This is a genomic window from Ruegeria sp. H6, assembly GCF_056532975.1.
This window is the reverse complement of the sequence record NZ_JBQFOA010000005.1, coordinates 172,102-185,896: the sequence shown is the minus strand read 5'-3', so window position 1 is coordinate 185,896 and position 13,795 is coordinate 172,102. Positions and strand designations below refer to the sequence as shown.

Here is a 13,795-nt window from a genome sequence, read left to right as displayed (position 1 = left end):
ACAGGTAAAATCCAACCTATCCTTTTCGATTTAGGGCGTGCGTAGGAACACAATCTCGATGCGATTGTTGCGTGCGGACATTGGATTTTCTGCCGTCAGTTCCCGGTCGGCATGACCAACCACGCGGTCCAGCCTCAAAGCCTCAACCCCCTTGTTTTGCAGCATCTGACGCACAGCTTGCGCGCGTGAGGTCGACAAATCCCAGCTTGGGTTGCGGGCAAGAACCACGGGCGATGCCGCGACGTGACCTTCGACTGCGATGGCGTTGGTCACAACATCCGAGGAGCGTGCAACAAGCAGCACCAGCGCCCGCATCATCGGAGTGGGCTTGTTGGTCTGCGATTCGAACAAGGGCTGTGTATCGGTATCGAACAGCTCAACCACCAGACCCTTGTCGGTGACCCGCGTGACAATGTGCTGGAGCATCTTTTCCGACACCATGCTCTCACCCGTCCGGCCCAAAAGATGGGCCTGCAGCGTGGAAAAGTCCTGCGCTTCGCCACCATCGGCATCCACACCGGTCGAGCCGCGCGCCTGCTTGGCTTCGGTCGGAGAGCGGCGGCTGGCACCCGATCCGTTCATCACCATGGTTTTTTCCGAAAACATGTTGTCGCCGCCAAACGCCCCATCCCCACCGCCCGACACCGGATTGACAGGTATTGTCGGCGAGAAATAATCCGCCAGCCCTTTGCGTTGCTTTTCGGTCGTTGCATTCAGCAGCCACATCAACATGAAGAACGCCATCATGGCCGTGACAAAGTCGGCATACGCCACTTTCCACGCGCCGCCGTGGTGACCATCGCCACCAGATACACGTTTCTTCTTGATGATGATTGGCGCCGCATTGGATTGCGCACCCATCTCCACCACCTTTAGTTCACCCGACTAACGGAGTAGCAGGCGAGGTCTTAAAGGGGCTTTAACACCTAAAACTGTACGGATTTTCGGCTAGCGCGGCAGGCCTGCACTGGCGCGGCGCAGGATCAGGGACAAGCGATCAAAGCTGTTCTTGATGCCCTCGGGCTCGGCCTTTCCGAAAAATCCATCAAGGTCGTCGTGAACGCGCACCGCCTGGTCCAGCACAGGATCGGACCCTTCCGCGTACAGGCCGGCCTTGATCATGACTTCGGATTGCTCGTAGCTGCCCACCAGCTTGCGCGCCTCGGCGATCATGAGGTTCTCGGCCTCGGTCGCGGCATTTGGCAAGCTGCGCGAGACCGAGCGACTGAGGTCAATCGCCGGAAAGCGCCCGCGCTCGGCAATCTCGCGGCTGAGAACGATGTGCCCATCCAGCACCCCGCGCAGGATATCGGCCACGGGTTCGTCCATATCCGACCCGGCAACCAACACGCTGAACACCGCGGTGATGTCCCCCTGATCCGCGGTTCCGGGGCCCGCGCGTTCACACAGGTTGGCGATCAGTGGCGTGACCGATGGGGGATACCCGCGCAACGCGGGCGATTCGCCTGTGGCAACCGCAATCTCACGATGCGCCTCGGCAAAGCGCGTGACCGAGTCGGCCAGATAGAGGACATTCAGCCCCTGATCGCGCAGAAACTCTGCCACGGTCATGGCGGCCCAGGCACAGCGTCGCCGCGCCAGCGCAGACTGATCCGAGGTGGCCGCGACAACGACCGAGCGGCGCAGCCCGTCAGGGCCCAACGTGTTTTCGATGAACTCATTCACCTCGCGCCCGCGTTCGCCAATCAGGGCCACGACAACGGCATCCGCCTGCATGGTTTTGGCCAGATTGGCCAGCAATGTGGATTTCCCGACCCCGGATCCGGCAAACAGGCCGATGCGTTGCCCTTGTACGATCGGCAGCATGGTGTTCAGCACCGAAAGCCCTGTTTCCATCCGCGCGCCCAGGGGTTTGCGTGCAATCGCGGGGGGCGGGTTTTGCATGATGTCGCAGGTCTGCGGTCCGTCCAATAGGGGCTTCCCGTCCAGCGGTTTGCCGAACGGGTCCACCACGCGCCCAAGCCAGTGCATCCCCGGTGCGAAAACCGGCGCAGGATGCAGGAAAACGCGATCCCCGATGCTAACGCCGTCCGGGGCGGCGCCCGGAATCATGCGAATGACATCGCGGTCAACCTGAAGAACCTCTCCCGCCAAATCAGGGCCGTTCTTGCGCTTCAGGACCAGCTGATCGCCGATTCGCGCCGGTCCGCACAGGCCGCTGATTTTGATCAGACCGTTGGCCACTCCGGCGACCAAGCCCATGTGGCGCACGGCCGAAAGCCTGTCGAATGCACCTTTCAGCAATAAAGGGTCGAGGTCTGTCATGGCGGATTCTCCTACTGGTGTCTCGAAAACGCTTTCTAAAGGAATCGGGGTTAAGCCTTGATTGAAATTGATCGAGGGAGAAGCCCCGATGTTCACTGATCTGAACGTCTTTAAGACAGCGTACGCAATGGCAACCCATGCCGGGCAAAGGCAGGCTGTCATCTCGCGCAACATGGCCAATGCGGATACGCCGGGATACAAACCCCGCGATATCGAGGCCTTTCAAACAGCATTCGAAAATACGGGCGCGCAGGCCGAAATGACCGCCACGCGGGCGTCGCATCTGCATGGCGCTGCCCGGGGTGACCAGCCCTGGCCCGAGTTCGAAGCGCACGCCACGGGCGACCCGAATGGCAATGGCGTTTCGCTTGAGGAAGAGATGCTCAAAGCGGTGGAGGTCAAGCGCCAGCACGACCGCGCCCTGGCGATCTATCGGTCCTCTATCGGCATTCTGCGCACCAGCCTTGGCCGCGCGTAAGGGGGACGAAGATGAGCGATTTTTCTCATTCCCTTAGCGCGTCTGCCAGTGCTTTGCGGGCACAGGCCAGCAGGCTGCGCCATGTGTCCGAAAATATCTCGAACGCAGACACCCCGGGGTATCGACGCAAGACAGTGCCTTTTGAAACCATCAAGGAAAATGGCCGCGATATGGTGCAGGCCGGGCGGGTCAAGCTGGACCGTCGCGACCTGAGCCGGATTTACGACCCCTCCCATCCGATGGCGGATGACACCGGTCATTATCGCGGTTCCAACGTCGATCTGATGATCGAGATCGCGGACGCCCGCGAGGCGCAACGCAGTTACGAGGCCAACCTCAAGATGTTCGACCAGACCCGGCAGATGTCGTCGAGTCTGATGGATTTACTTCGCAAATAAAGGACGACCAGAATGGATATCCGATCTCTGACCGCCGCGCAGAACTATGCCGGCGCCCGCACCGCCACGCAGGCTGATCCCGATCACCAGGGCGCAGCCTCGGGATTGCGCGCAGGTTTTCAGGACTTTGCCGCGACGCTGAAACACAGCGAACAGATGGCGCAGACGGCCATGGTTGGGCAGGCTGACCCGCACGCCTTGGTGCAGGCCCTGGCGCAGACCGAACTGGCGGTCGAAACCGCTGTCATCGTGCGTAACAAGGTGGTCGAGGCCTATCAGGAAATCCTGAGAATGCCGGTCTGAGCGATGCTGAGCGAAGGTCTCTTCTATGATATCGTGCGTCAGGCGCTTTGGGTTGCGGTCATCACCTCAGTCCCGATCCTGGCGGTGGCGCTGGTCTCGGGCCTGGTGGTCGGCCTGTTTCAGGCCCTGACCTCGGTGCAGGAGATGACGCTGACCTTCGTGCCCAAGCTGATCGCCATTGTCATCGTGTTCTGGATTTCCATGGGGTTCATGACCCAAACGCTTGTCACATTTTTCACCGGAACACTCATCCCTTTGATCGCAGGAGGTCGCTGATGGATACCGCCTATGTCACCCTGTCCCGCCAAACCGGCCTGATGAATGAAATGCGGCTGGTGGCGAACAATATCGCCAACGCAAACACGACCGGGTATCGGCAGCAGGGGCTTGTCTTTTCCGAATTCATTCGCGACACGCCGGGCAATCCGTCGCTGTCCATGAGCCGGGCGCAAGTGCGCAACACGGCGCTGGGGCAGGGTGTTTTGACCGAAACCGGCGGGCAGTTCGATTTTGCCATTGAGGGCGATGGGTTTTTCATGATCGAAACCCCGGGCGGAAACCGGCTGACGCGGTCGGGTAGTTTCTCGCCCAATGCCCAGGGCGATCTGGTGACACTGGATGGTTATCAGGTTCTCGACAGCAACGGTGCGCCCGTCTTTGTACCGCCCGATGCGGAAACCATCGATGTGGGCGGCGACGGCACGCTGAGCGTCGATGGCCAGCTTTTGGGTCAGATCGGCGTGTACCGGGTTGAAAATCCCAAGGATCTGATGCGCGAAGGCAATACCCGGTTTCGACCCATGGCCGACGCGCAGCCCGTCGAAAACCCCGTCGTCCTGCACCGTTTTCTTGAGGGTTCGAATGTCAACGCGATCGAGCAGGTGACGCGGATGGTTGAAATTCAACGCGCGTATGAGCTGGGCCAGAGCTTTCTGGAGGCCGAGGATGAACGGGTCCGTGGTGCGCTCAAGGCCCTGATGCGCTGATCTGAACAAGGAGAATTCGATATGCGAGCACTCAAAATAGCCGCCACCGGGATGACAGCGCAGCAGCTGCGGGTCGAGACGATCTCGAACAACCTGGCGAACATGAATACCACGGGCTACAATGCGCGGCGGGCTGAATTCGCCGATCTGCATTATCAGCAGATGGCCCGCGCGGGATCGGTGAATGCCTCGGATGGTACGGTTCTGCCGACGGGCGTTCAGCTTGGGTTGGGTGTCAGGCCCGCTGCGGTGACGGTGCATCTGCAACAGGGTGCAATATCGGAAACCGGCAGCGATCTGGATGTCGCCATTGAAGGACGCGGATATCTAGAAGTGACCCTGCCCAACGGTCAGTCCGCCTTTACCCGCGACGGCAGCCTGAAACGATCCGCCGAAGGGTTGATCGTGACCTCAGACGGGTTTGCCGTCGCGCCGGAAATCACCATTCCAGATGATGCCCGATCCATCTCGATCAACGCGGATGGCGAAGTCTATGCCTATTTTGACGATGCGCCCGAAGGCCAGTTGCTGGGTGAATTCACCCTCGCCAGTTTTTCCAATGCAAAGGGGCTAGAGGCCGTCGGCAACAACCTGTTCAAAGAAACCGAAGCCTCTGGCGCGCCGGTTGTCGGGGCACCCGGAGAAGACGGGTTGGGCACCCTGCGACAGGGCTATCTTGAGGACAGCTCGGTCGATGCTGTGCGCGAGGTCACCGAACTGATCGAAGCGCAGCGCGGATACGAGATGAATGCCAAGGTGATCTCGGCCGTTGATCAGATGATGAGCGCGACAACACAGGTGCGGTGATGCGTATCCCACTTTTGATATCGTTGGTTTTTCCCGCCACAGTTTGGGCTGACATTGTTGTGCCGACCCGAACCATTCGTGCCAAAGAGGTGATCGAAGCGCGCGATCTAGAGGTCCGGGCCACTGACGCAGAAGGTGCATTGGCGGATCCTGCGCTGATTATCGGGCAGGAAGCCCGCGTTGCCCTCTATCCCGGGCGACCGATCACGCAGGCCAGCATCGGACCACCGGCCCTGGTCGGTCGCAATGATCTGGTCACGCTGATCTTTGATCATTCCGCGCTGTCCATCTCAACCGAAGGTCGGGCGCTGGGCCGGGGTGCGGCGGGTGAACGTATCCGCGTCATGAACCTGGCGTCCCGCACAACCGTGACCGGAACCATCCGCCCTGATGGCCAAATTGAGGTTAAGTAATGCCCCATCTATTCAAAGCCCTGGTTTTGTCCGTCCTTTTCGTGTCCGCCTGCGGACGGCTGGATCATCTTGGCAAACCGCCCACCCTGACACCCAACACCGAGTCGCCCGAACATGTTGCGATGCTGTGGCCCGGCTTGCCCCTGCATACGCAGCCGCAACGCGCAGTCGATCAATCGTCACTCTGGAGTGGCGGTCAGAATTCGCTGCTGGGTGATCAACGGGCGATGAAGAAAGGTGATATTCTGACCGTTGTGATCGAAATCGACGAGAAGGCCGAGATTTCCAACGACACCAAGCGATCCCGAAGCGGGTCGGAAAATCTTGAAATTCCGGGGCTTTTGGGCCTACCGCAACGCGCGCTTGAACAGCTACCGACGGGTGCCACGCTGGATGAGGCGGTCTCGATCGACTCGTCCTCGGACAGCCAGGGCAAGGGCTCGGTCAAGCGCAAGGAAAAGCTGACCTTGCGCGTGGCGGCCACGGTTATTGATGTCCTGCCCAACGGTGTGTTGTCGATCTCGGGAACGCAGGAGTTGCGCGTGAATTTCGAACTGCGCGAGCTGCTGGTTTCGGGCTATGTCCGCCCCGAAGATATCTCGCGCCAGAACGAGATCACCTATGACAAGATCGCCTCGGCGCGCGTGTCTTATGGCGGTCGCGGGCAAATCACAGATGTTCAGCAGCCGCGCTATGGTCAGCAGGTTCTGGACACGATCCTACCGTTCTGAGGTGCTGACGTGATCAAGAAACTCTTGCCACTTGTTTTTCTGTGCGTCGGACTTGCTGCCGGGGTCGGAGCCGGGTTTGCCCTGGCGCCGACAGGCAAGCCGCAGGGCGAAAAAGAAGCCAAAGCTGAAAAACCGGCCAAGGCCAAGGCGAAGATAGACAAGAAAAAGGGCGACAAAGACGAAAAGGCGCAGGAATATCTGAAGCTGACCAAACAGTTCGTGGTTCCTGTTGTCACCGATGATGAGATCGCCGCCCTCGTCACCATGTCGCTGAGCCTTGAGGCCAAGCCCGGCCTTTCTGATTCTTTCTATGAGGTTGAACCAAAGCTCAGGGATGCGTTCCTGCAGGTGCTTTTCGACCACGCCAATAGTGGCGGGTTTGACGGCACTTTCACGGCCTCGGGCAATCTGAAGGTTCTCAGAAGATCCCTGTTGGATGTGGCTCAGAAAGAGCTGGGCGAGGATGTCTCTCGCGTGCTGATCATGAGCGTCAACCGTCAGGACAGTTGATCCGAACGAAAGCCTAATACTGAAACCCGGCACCCGCCCGGTTTCAATGTCGCTTTCGCGGTTTCTGCGCTAGCAACGCTGCCACTGCCTGCTGGCGCCCGAAGGCCTGCCGCACCTGATCAAGCGCGGTCAGTTTCTGGGACCGTACCCGAGCCAACTCTGTATTCAGTTGCCGTCTTGTCGCCGAGGACCAACTCAGCCACAAAACATCCGTTCCGGTTGTGGAATAGCCGCGAATACCCTGGGCGGCGTGACGAGCTTCGAGGTTCTGTTCATCCAGTTTTGCGAGCTGTCCGGTCAGGTTGGCCTCTTTCTGCAATATGGGCGCGAGGGTCTGAAACTCCTTGCGGAACACGGCTTCGGTGAGGGTCTCAAGCTGCTTTAATCGATCACGTTTCATCTGATCTGCCCTTTCGCGCGTTTTCGCATGGCCTCGGCGAACCAGATCGCGGCCGCCACGGGTCTGTAGTGCTCTTCCGCGATCTCAGATCCGATCTCAACGGTTGCATGAAGGGCGCGCGCGGTTGGAGGGTCCGAATGCAAGGGCACGCCTGCCTCGGCGGCTTTTTCCCGGATGGCGGCAGCCACCTCATCCACCCCTTTGGCGACGCAGACCGGTGCCGACCCCATCGCCCGGGACCATTGCAAAGCCACCGCATAATGGGTCGGGTTGACGATCACCACATCGGCCTTGGGAACATCGGCCATCATCTGATGCGAGGCGATTTCCTGCGCGCGTTGACGCCGCTGCTGTTTGACATGCGGGTCGCCTTCGGCATCCTTGGTTTCGTCCTGTATTTCCTTGCGGGACATGCGGTTTTTGCGAATATGTTCGGCCTGTTGCCAGAGGTAGTCGATGATCCCAATCGCCAGCGCGATTGCGATCACGATGAACAAAAACCGCATCAACAGATTGGAAAGCAAAACAATCGATGATTGCGCAGGTGCGGCGCTGGCTGACAGGATCTCGTCCAGGTTCCACTTCAGGAACAGGGTCAGGATGATGCCGTAGATCAGCAGTTTGACGAAACTCTTGGCAAACTCGAACAGCCCGCCGCGTCCGAATTTGTTTTTGGCGTTCGACAGGACGGAAATACGCGACAGTTTGGGTTTCAGCTTGCTGGGTGTAAATACCAACGCCCTTTGCGCCAGCAGGCTGAGCAGAACGGCCACCGCTGGCGTGGCCAACAGGATGGCCAAAGGCGGCAAGGTGGACCCAAGCACGCCACCGACAGGCCCGGCCGCAGGGCCATCGATGACAAGGCGCGCGAGCTCTTCGGGTTGGTCCAGCAGAACCGCAAAGACCTGACCCAATTGAGTGCCCAGGTACGGACCTGCGGCAAACAGCGCGATCATCAGTCCGGCATAGGCGGCAACAACCGACAGATCAGTAGATTTGGCAATCTCGCCCTTATCCCGCGCCTTTTGCAGCTTCTGGGGCGTCGGCTCGAATGACTTGTCGCTGTCGTCGTCAGCTCCGCTCATGGCTAATTGCCTACCGGGTTCTGCAAAAAGGAAAACAGGGCGTCAGACCAGACCGACAGGATCAGGGGTGATCCTGCAAACAGCAGAAACAGGCCGGCAAAGGTGATGGCAGGCGCGCCGACGAAGGCAACCATCAGCTGCGGCATGGCACGGTTGATCACGCCCAGCGCGAGGTTGTAGATCAACGAGGCGATGACAAACGGAGCAGCCAGCGCAAAGGCCAGGCCGAAACTGCGCGACACCTGTGTGACGCCCCATTGGGGCAGATGCGGTGCCGAAGGGACCGTACCAACTGGCATCATGGCATAGGTGTGGATCAGGAACTGCGCGACGCTGATATGCAATCCCATCAGGACGGCAAGAGCCAGCCCGGCAAGGGTCAGAAAATGGCTCATGGCCGGGACCGGCTCGGTCGCCGCCCCGCCCAGAATCTGCGACAGCGAGGTCGCCTGAGCCGCGATAGAGCCCGCCGTCTGCATCGCCAGCACAAACAGGCGCAAGCCGATGCCAAAGAGCAGGCCAATCAGCGTTTCGGTCAGGATCAGCGCAACCATGTTTTGAATGCTGGGTGACGTCGTGCCCGTTGAAACCGCAGGCGCGACAATCAACGCAAAGGCCACCGCCACGCCCAGTTTCACCCGCACCGGGATGTTGCGCTCACCAAAGGCTGGCAGGAGCGAAACCAAAGCAGCTACGCGCAGAAACACGATGAACATGTGCCACAGCCCGCCCCCGACCTGATCCAGCAGCCCTGGTGACAATGCGATCACGCGGGCACCGTTCCAACCAGTGAAGGCCGCGCCTCCAGCCCGATTTCCTCGAAAGAGAAGACCGGATTGGCAATGCCGCGGGCGTGCATGATTGTGCGCAGCAATCTGCGCCTGCGCGAGGTTGTGACCACGGCCGGAAACACCCCATGGTCGGTCGAGCGCGCGACCGTATCCGCGACGCCATCGGCGAGTTTGTTGAACAGGTCCGGGGGCAGGGCCACGTCGAGACCGGCGTTTTGCGTGTCCATCTGATAGGTGGCGAAGGTATCCTCCCATTCAGGGGCAAGCTGGACCAGGGGGATGGTGCCGTCTTCGCGCTTCATCTCGGACACTAGCTGAAAGCCCAGACGGTGGCGCACAAGTTCGCAAATGCCTTCGGGCTGGGTGGTGCTGAGGCGGGCTTCGGCTACGGTTTCGAGGATCAGCGCCATGTTGCGGATCGATACTTTTTCGTCCAGCAGCAGTCGAAGAACCGCGTGCAGCGTGTCAATCGGCACCTTGTCCGGGATCAGCTCGTCCAGCAGTTTCCGATTGGCTTCGGCCCGGATCGGATCGCTGAGGCGCGTCATCTCGGACAGCAGCTGGCGCAGGGATTTCAGCGTCAACAGGCGCGAGAAATTCTGTTTGATGATCTCAAGCAGATGGGTCGCGAGGATTTCGGGCGGTGAAACAATCGTGGCCCCGCTGAGGGCGGCGGCCTCTTGATCTTTGGGCAGTATCCAGCGTGCTGGTGCGCCATAGACGGGTTCGGTGACATCTGTTCCTTCGGGCAGAAGATCCAGATTGTCCTGCAGCAGTGCAAGAACCAGATCAGGATTCAGGACGCCGCGTGCCTGTTCGACGCCCTGAACCCGGATGACATACGTCCCGGTGGGCAAATCGGCGCGGTCGGTCAGGCGGATTTCGGGTAAGATGAGGCCAAAGGTCGAGGCCACATAAGTGCGCATGTTTGCAATCCGCGCGTCCAGACCTGTGCCGGGGTTCAAAACCATGCTGACCAGATCGGGTGCGAACTCCAGATGCACATCGTCGAGGTCCAGGATGTCCCCGATGGCTTGTGGCGTCGGAATGTCGTCCTCTTGGGTGTTGCTTTCCGGGGTTTCCGCCTGTGCCCTTTGCTGCCGGTATACGTGGTAGGCAGCGTAGCCCAAGACCCCGGCCCCCAGAATGAAGGGCAAAAAGGGCAGCCCGGGGACCAGTGCAAAAAGCACCATCAGAATGGCCACTGTCCCCAAAGCGGCAGGGTGGCGTCCAAGTTGCGAGAAGATGGCATTATCTGTGGCGCCCTGAGTGCCCCCGCGGGCCAGCAACAACGCCGAAGCGATCGAAATGATCACGGCGGGAATTTGCGAAACCAGCCCATCGCCAACCGTCAGAATCGCATAGGTCTCAAACGCGGATTGGATCGGCATTCCATGCACGATCACACCCATGATCAACCCCATGACAAGGTTCAGCAAAGTGATCAGCAACCCGGCAACAGCGTCGCCTTTGACAAATTTGGACGCGCCGTCCAACGAGCCAAAAAAGGTTGTTTCCTGCTGTTCCCGCTCGCGCCGTTCCTTGGCCTGTTGGTGGTCAATGGCGCCTGCGGACATGTCGCTGTCGATGGCCAGCTGCTTGCCGGGCATCCCGTCCAGCGCGAACCGCGCGCCAACCTCGGCCATGCGGGCGGCACCTTTGGTGATGACCATGAAGTTCACGATCAGCAGAACGCCGAACACCACAAGGCCAAGAAAGATGCTGCCGCCCATGACGAATTGGGCAAAACCCTCGATCACGTCACCGGCGGCATTGGTGCCCGTGTGCCCCTGCCCGATGATCAGCTTGGTTGACGAAACATTCAACGACAGCCGCAGCATCAGTGAGGCCAGCAGTATCGTCGGAAACGCAGAAAAATCCAGTGGCCGTTCGATGAACAGGGTCAGCGTGAAGATCAGGATGGCCAGTGCAAAGGATGTGGCAAGCCCGACATCCAGTACCCACGCCGGCATCGGCAGGATCATCATGACGATGACCGTCATCAGCGCCAGAGCCAGCAGAACTGTCGGAGAGAACAGGGTTCGTATGTCGATGCGTGGCACGTAAAAGGTCCTAGTTGAATGCAATGAAAGCAACGGTGGCATCACCAACCGGCACCAGAGAGCCCATGGTCCCGGAACCGGAGGTCGTGGGCCCAAGCGGGATCAGTTGCCCTGTTGCAGGCGGACCTGCGCCGCCATCAAGCTGAGCCAGAACGGTTTCATAACGCCCGGTATATGCCTGCGCCAATTCACGCGTGCGGGAATGGTAGGCGCCCACTGCTGCGGTCCAATTGCCAAGCTCGGCATGAAGCTGATTCAGAAACCGGGCGGCATAGGCGGCGTTTGCGCCGGGATCGAACATCTCGTCAATCGACGAAAAGGCCCGCCCATGCCAATGATAATTGATCTGGAAGCACCCGATGTCAAAGCTGCGCTCACCCGCCTTGAAGATATTGAAAACATAGGATTTCGCCTCAGCCTCGGACGCGAACCAATAGCCTTTGCCACGAACGTTGATGGTCCAGGGCCAGGGTTCCAGTCGACCGTCCTGCGTGCGCCCGGTTTCCACCCGCGTTACCGCCCGCAGGACATCCAATGGCACGCCTTCGCGTTGTGCAGCCTGCCGAGCCGCCCGGTCGCAAATACCCATAGGCGCGCCGGTAAAGCCCGCTGCGGGCAGGGCCGCACACAGGTTCAGAAGGATGAGGGCAACAACGATACAGTGGTTTGGCATTCTGCCGACCCGAGAATTGTGGTTCTGCGGGCAAGCTAGCCGGTATTGGGTTTACATTCTGTTATCGACGATCAGTTTCGATCGATGCGCCTTCCGAACACGACGCTGGTGTTGGTGCGGAGAACCCCGGGTATCTTGGCCAACTCATCCACGAGGATATCGAGGTCCTCGATCCGCGGGGCCTCGGCCGAAAGCAACAGGTCGAAATCGCCGTTGATTGACAGGCACAGTTTAACCTCCGGGTAGGCCTCAAGCCGCTTGATGATGCGCGTCGTTTCCTTTTGCTGCACTTCCAGCAGGACGATCACCTGAACCTTCGGCGCGTCTTCGGTTTCACGCAAGCGGACCGAATAACCCGCGATCACGTCGCGTTCTTCCAGACGTTTGATCCGCTCGTGTACGGTGGTGCGTGCCACATCCAGTTGCGCCGCGATCTGTGTTGTCGAGGCGCGCGCGTTATGTTGCAATGCCGCAATGATACGGCGATCCAGCTGATCCATTGGGACTCCGGTTATTTACCTTGGTTTAGGACGGGTTGCGGGCCGGGCTCAAGACTTGCGCGGGTAGCTGGGGTGCAATTTGTCGATGATGATCGGATGCGCATGGGGGATTTTGCCGACCAGATGTGGGTGATCACGGGGCAGATCGGGGTGTTCATGGGCAATGTCGCGGCTCTCGGAGCGCGGCCATACGACAAACACCCAGGCGATGCCAAACATGGCGAACACCGCCATGACGCCCAGTGCTGTGGTGGCCCCAAAGCTGGTCATCAGGTACCCTGCCGTCGGATAGAGCACCAGCCAGCAGGCATGCGACAGGGTGAACTGCGCCGCAAACAGTGCCGGGCGGTCCTCGGGATGCGCCGACCGTGTCAACAGCCGCCCCGATGGGGTCAAGGTTGCCGAATAGCCAAAACCGACGCAGCCCCAGAAGAGTGTCAGTAGCGGCAACGATAACGGCATCAGGGCCGAGGTGACCGCAGCAAAACCCATGGTACCCGTGGCGAAGACAGCGCCGGAAATCATGACCCGGCGGTCCGGGACCTGCTGCAGAATGCGTGGCAGAGCAAAAGCGGCAACCATGGACCCGCCTCCAAATCCGGCCAGCGCAATCGCCACCGCGCTTTCGGGCAGCGCCATGTCGCTGCGAATGATGACCACAGTGTTGACGATGACCATCGCGCTCAGCGACGCGGCTGCCCAGCTGAGCGCCAGAAGCCCGCGCAGCCGGGGCGTTTTCAGATAGATGCGGATGCCGCGCGTTGTCCGGTCATAGACACCGCGCGGCTCGCTTGGTTTTGGCGACGGCAGCAGGACCGAGACGACAAACAGCGCCGAGGCCACAAATCCAAAGCTGGTCCCGATGAACAGTGTATCAAAACTGACCACCAGCAACAGCAAAGCTGCCAGCATCGGGCTGAGCAGGCTTTCCATGTCATAGGCCAGACGGGACAGCGACAAGGCGTTGGTATAGTCGTCCTCATCGGTCAGAACGTCGGGGATGGTGGCCTGAAACGCAGGCGTGAACCCGGCAGAGGCGGATTGCAGAATGAAAATCAGAATATAGACCTGCCAGACCTCGGTGACAAAGGGCAGACACAGGGCAACCGCGGCGCGCACAAGATCCAGCGTTACCAGCAGCTTTCGACGATCCACCCGTTCAGCAAAGGCAGCCGCAAGCGGTGCCACCGTCACATAGGCCACCATCTTGATCGTCAGCGCGGTGCCAAGCACAAGGCCCGCCGCTTGGCCGGCCAGATCAAAGGCCAGCAGTCCCAGCGCGATTGTGGCCAGCCCTGTACCGGTCAGGGCCACGATCTGTGCCAGAAAGAGATGACGGTAGGTTCGGTTTTTAAGAACACTGAGCATAGG

General features: G+C 59.8%; 18 protein-coding genes. 9 read left to right on the top strand and 9 right to left on the bottom strand.

Translation table 11 applies throughout. The features are described from left to right. Positions 1 to 30 precede the first annotated feature (30 nt). Positions 31 to 861, bottom strand: a complete 831-nt coding sequence (locus ACR0AG_RS11735) for a flagellar motor protein MotB (protein ID WP_480839008.1) — start codon at positions 859 to 861, stop codon at positions 31 to 33. Positions 862 to 948: 87 nt separating this feature from the next. Then, complete coding sequence (locus ACR0AG_RS11730; protein WP_480839006.1) at positions 949 to 2,286, bottom strand: FliI/YscN family ATPase; 1,338 nt, start codon at positions 2,284 to 2,286, stop codon at positions 949 to 951. Positions 2,287 to 2,374: 88 nt separating this feature from the next. Between ACR0AG_RS11730 and ACR0AG_RS11725 the strand changes: the two genes are divergently transcribed. Genes ACR0AG_RS11725 through ACR0AG_RS11685 form a run of 9 tightly spaced genes read left to right on the top strand, consistent with a single transcriptional unit; the run spans position 2,375 to position 6,912 of the window. After that, positions 2,375 to 2,764, top strand: a complete 390-nt coding sequence (locus ACR0AG_RS11725; RefSeq protein WP_480839004.1) for a FlgB family protein — start codon at positions 2,375 to 2,377, stop codon at positions 2,762 to 2,764. 11 nt (positions 2,765 to 2,775) lie between these two features. Continuing rightward, a complete protein-coding gene (flgC, locus tag ACR0AG_RS11720; RefSeq protein WP_480839002.1) occupies positions 2,776 to 3,162 on the top strand; it encodes a flagellar basal body rod protein FlgC in 387 nt (128 codons plus the stop codon). 12 nt (positions 3,163 to 3,174) lie between these two features. Next, positions 3,175 to 3,465 carry a flagellar hook-basal body complex protein FliE gene (fliE, locus tag ACR0AG_RS11715; RefSeq protein WP_480839000.1) on the top strand — a complete coding sequence of 97 codons (291 nt, stop codon included), beginning with the start codon at positions 3,175 to 3,177 and terminating at the stop codon, positions 3,463 to 3,465. A 3-nt stretch (positions 3,466 to 3,468) separates the two neighbouring features. After that, positions 3,469 to 3,741 carry a flagellar biosynthetic protein FliQ gene (locus ACR0AG_RS11710; protein WP_480838998.1) on the top strand — a complete coding sequence of 91 codons (273 nt, stop codon included), beginning with the start codon at positions 3,469 to 3,471 and terminating at the stop codon, positions 3,739 to 3,741. Further along, positions 3,741 to 4,451, top strand: coding sequence for a flagellar hook-basal body complex protein (locus ACR0AG_RS11705; protein ID WP_480838996.1), 711 nt, complete (start codon positions 3,741 to 3,743; stop codon positions 4,449 to 4,451). Before ACR0AG_RS11710 ends, ACR0AG_RS11705 begins: the two co-directional genes overlap by 1 nt. Before the next feature lie 21 nt (positions 4,452 to 4,472). Then, positions 4,473 to 5,258 carry a flagellar basal-body rod protein FlgG gene (gene flgG, locus ACR0AG_RS11700; RefSeq protein WP_480838994.1) on the top strand — a complete coding sequence of 262 codons (786 nt, stop codon included), beginning with the start codon at positions 4,473 to 4,475 and terminating at the stop codon, positions 5,256 to 5,258. Continuing rightward, positions 5,258 to 5,671 (top strand): flagellar basal body P-ring formation chaperone FlgA, encoded by a 414-nt coding sequence (gene flgA / locus ACR0AG_RS11695; protein ID WP_480838992.1) that lies wholly within the window; start codon positions 5,258 to 5,260, stop codon positions 5,669 to 5,671. Before flgG ends, flgA begins: the two co-directional genes overlap by 1 nt. Then, positions 5,671 to 6,402: a flagellar basal body L-ring protein FlgH gene (gene flgH / locus ACR0AG_RS11690; RefSeq protein WP_480838990.1), complete on the top strand. Its 732-nt coding sequence runs from the start codon at positions 5,671 to 5,673 to the stop codon at positions 6,400 to 6,402. Before flgA ends, flgH begins: the two co-directional genes overlap by 1 nt. A 9-nt stretch (positions 6,403 to 6,411) precedes the next feature. Further along, entirely contained in the window at positions 6,412 to 6,912 is a 501-nt protein-coding gene (locus ACR0AG_RS11685; protein ID WP_480838988.1) for a flagellar basal body-associated protein FliL, read from the top strand. 43 nt (positions 6,913 to 6,955) lie between these two features. On the opposite strand, the gene ACR0AG_RS11680 is transcribed toward ACR0AG_RS11685, so the two are convergent. From ACR0AG_RS11680 to ACR0AG_RS11650, 7 genes are all read right to left on the bottom strand, one after another. Beyond that, positions 6,956 to 7,312 carry a hypothetical protein gene (locus ACR0AG_RS11680; protein WP_480838986.1) on the bottom strand — a complete coding sequence of 119 codons (357 nt, stop codon included), beginning with the start codon at positions 7,310 to 7,312 and terminating at the stop codon, positions 6,956 to 6,958. Beyond that, complete coding sequence (flhB, locus tag ACR0AG_RS11675; RefSeq protein ID WP_480838984.1) at positions 7,309 to 8,397, bottom strand: flagellar type III secretion system protein FlhB; 1,089 nt, start codon at positions 8,395 to 8,397, stop codon at positions 7,309 to 7,311. Before flhB ends, ACR0AG_RS11680 begins: the two co-directional genes overlap by 4 nt. Positions 8,398 to 8,399: 2 nt before the next feature. Then, the gene (locus ACR0AG_RS11670; RefSeq protein WP_480838982.1) at positions 8,400 to 9,167 is read right to left on the bottom strand and encodes a flagellar biosynthetic protein FliR; all 768 of its coding nucleotides are present in this window, start codon (positions 9,165 to 9,167) and stop codon (positions 8,400 to 8,402) included. Then, complete coding sequence (gene flhA / locus ACR0AG_RS11665) at positions 9,164 to 11,191, bottom strand: flagellar biosynthesis protein FlhA (protein ID WP_480839116.1); 2,028 nt, start codon at positions 11,189 to 11,191, stop codon at positions 9,164 to 9,166. Before flhA ends, ACR0AG_RS11670 begins: the two co-directional genes overlap by 4 nt. Before the next feature lie 70 nt (positions 11,192 to 11,261). Continuing rightward, on the bottom strand, positions 11,262 to 11,924 hold the full coding sequence (locus ACR0AG_RS11660; RefSeq protein WP_480838980.1) for a transglycosylase SLT domain-containing protein: 663 nt from the start codon (positions 11,922 to 11,924) through the stop codon (positions 11,262 to 11,264). A 71-nt stretch (positions 11,925 to 11,995) separates the two neighbouring features. Then, positions 11,996 to 12,424, bottom strand: coding sequence for an Lrp/AsnC family transcriptional regulator (locus tag ACR0AG_RS11655; RefSeq protein ID WP_480838978.1), 429 nt, complete (start codon positions 12,422 to 12,424; stop codon positions 11,996 to 11,998). A 48-nt stretch (positions 12,425 to 12,472) separates the two neighbouring features. Further along, positions 12,473 to 13,792 (bottom strand): MFS transporter, encoded by a 1,320-nt coding sequence (locus tag ACR0AG_RS11650; RefSeq protein ID WP_480838976.1) that lies wholly within the window; start codon positions 13,790 to 13,792, stop codon positions 12,473 to 12,475. Positions 13,793 to 13,795 lie beyond the last annotated feature (3 nt).

What these genes read in the sequence shown, in the direction of transcription:
- ACR0AG_RS11735 (WP_480839008.1), bottom strand. Translation starts at nt 861, where the DNA reads ATGGGTGCGCAATCCAATGCGGCGCCAATCATCATCAAGAAGAAACGT.
- ACR0AG_RS11730 (WP_480839006.1), bottom strand. Translation starts at nt 2,286, where the DNA reads ATGACAGACCTCGACCCTTTATTGCTGAAAGGTGCATTCGACAGGCTT.
- ACR0AG_RS11725 (WP_480839004.1), top strand. Translation starts at nt 2,375, where the DNA reads ATGTTCACTGATCTGAACGTCTTTAAGACAGCGTACGCAATGGCAACC.
- flgC (WP_480839002.1), top strand. Translation starts at nt 2,776, where the DNA reads ATGAGCGATTTTTCTCATTCCCTTAGCGCGTCTGCCAGTGCTTTGCGG.
- fliE (WP_480839000.1), top strand. Translation starts at nt 3,175, where the DNA reads ATGGATATCCGATCTCTGACCGCCGCGCAGAACTATGCCGGCGCCCGC.
- ACR0AG_RS11710 (WP_480838998.1), top strand. Translation starts at nt 3,469, where the DNA reads ATGCTGAGCGAAGGTCTCTTCTATGATATCGTGCGTCAGGCGCTTTGG.
- ACR0AG_RS11705 (WP_480838996.1), top strand. Translation starts at nt 3,741, where the DNA reads ATGGATACCGCCTATGTCACCCTGTCCCGCCAAACCGGCCTGATGAAT.
- flgG (WP_480838994.1), top strand. Translation starts at nt 4,473, where the DNA reads ATGCGAGCACTCAAAATAGCCGCCACCGGGATGACAGCGCAGCAGCTG.
- flgA (WP_480838992.1), top strand. Translation starts at nt 5,258, where the DNA reads ATGCGTATCCCACTTTTGATATCGTTGGTTTTTCCCGCCACAGTTTGG.
- flgH (WP_480838990.1), top strand. Translation starts at nt 5,671, where the DNA reads ATGCCCCATCTATTCAAAGCCCTGGTTTTGTCCGTCCTTTTCGTGTCC.
- ACR0AG_RS11680 (WP_480838986.1), bottom strand. Translation starts at nt 7,312, where the DNA reads ATGAAACGTGATCGATTAAAGCAGCTTGAGACCCTCACCGAAGCCGTG.
- flhB (WP_480838984.1), bottom strand. Translation starts at nt 8,397, where the DNA reads ATGAGCGGAGCTGACGACGACAGCGACAAGTCATTCGAGCCGACGCCC.
- flhA (WP_480839116.1), bottom strand. Translation starts at nt 11,191, where the DNA reads ATGACGGTCATCGTCATGATGATCCTGCCGATGCCGGCGTGGGTACTG.
- ACR0AG_RS11660 (WP_480838980.1), bottom strand. Translation starts at nt 11,924, where the DNA reads ATGCCAAACCACTGTATCGTTGTTGCCCTCATCCTTCTGAACCTGTGT.
- ACR0AG_RS11655 (WP_480838978.1), bottom strand. Translation starts at nt 12,424, where the DNA reads ATGGATCAGCTGGATCGCCGTATCATTGCGGCATTGCAACATAACGCG.
- ACR0AG_RS11650 (WP_480838976.1), bottom strand. Translation starts at nt 13,792, where the DNA reads ATGCTCAGTGTTCTTAAAAACCGAACCTACCGTCATCTCTTTCTGGCA.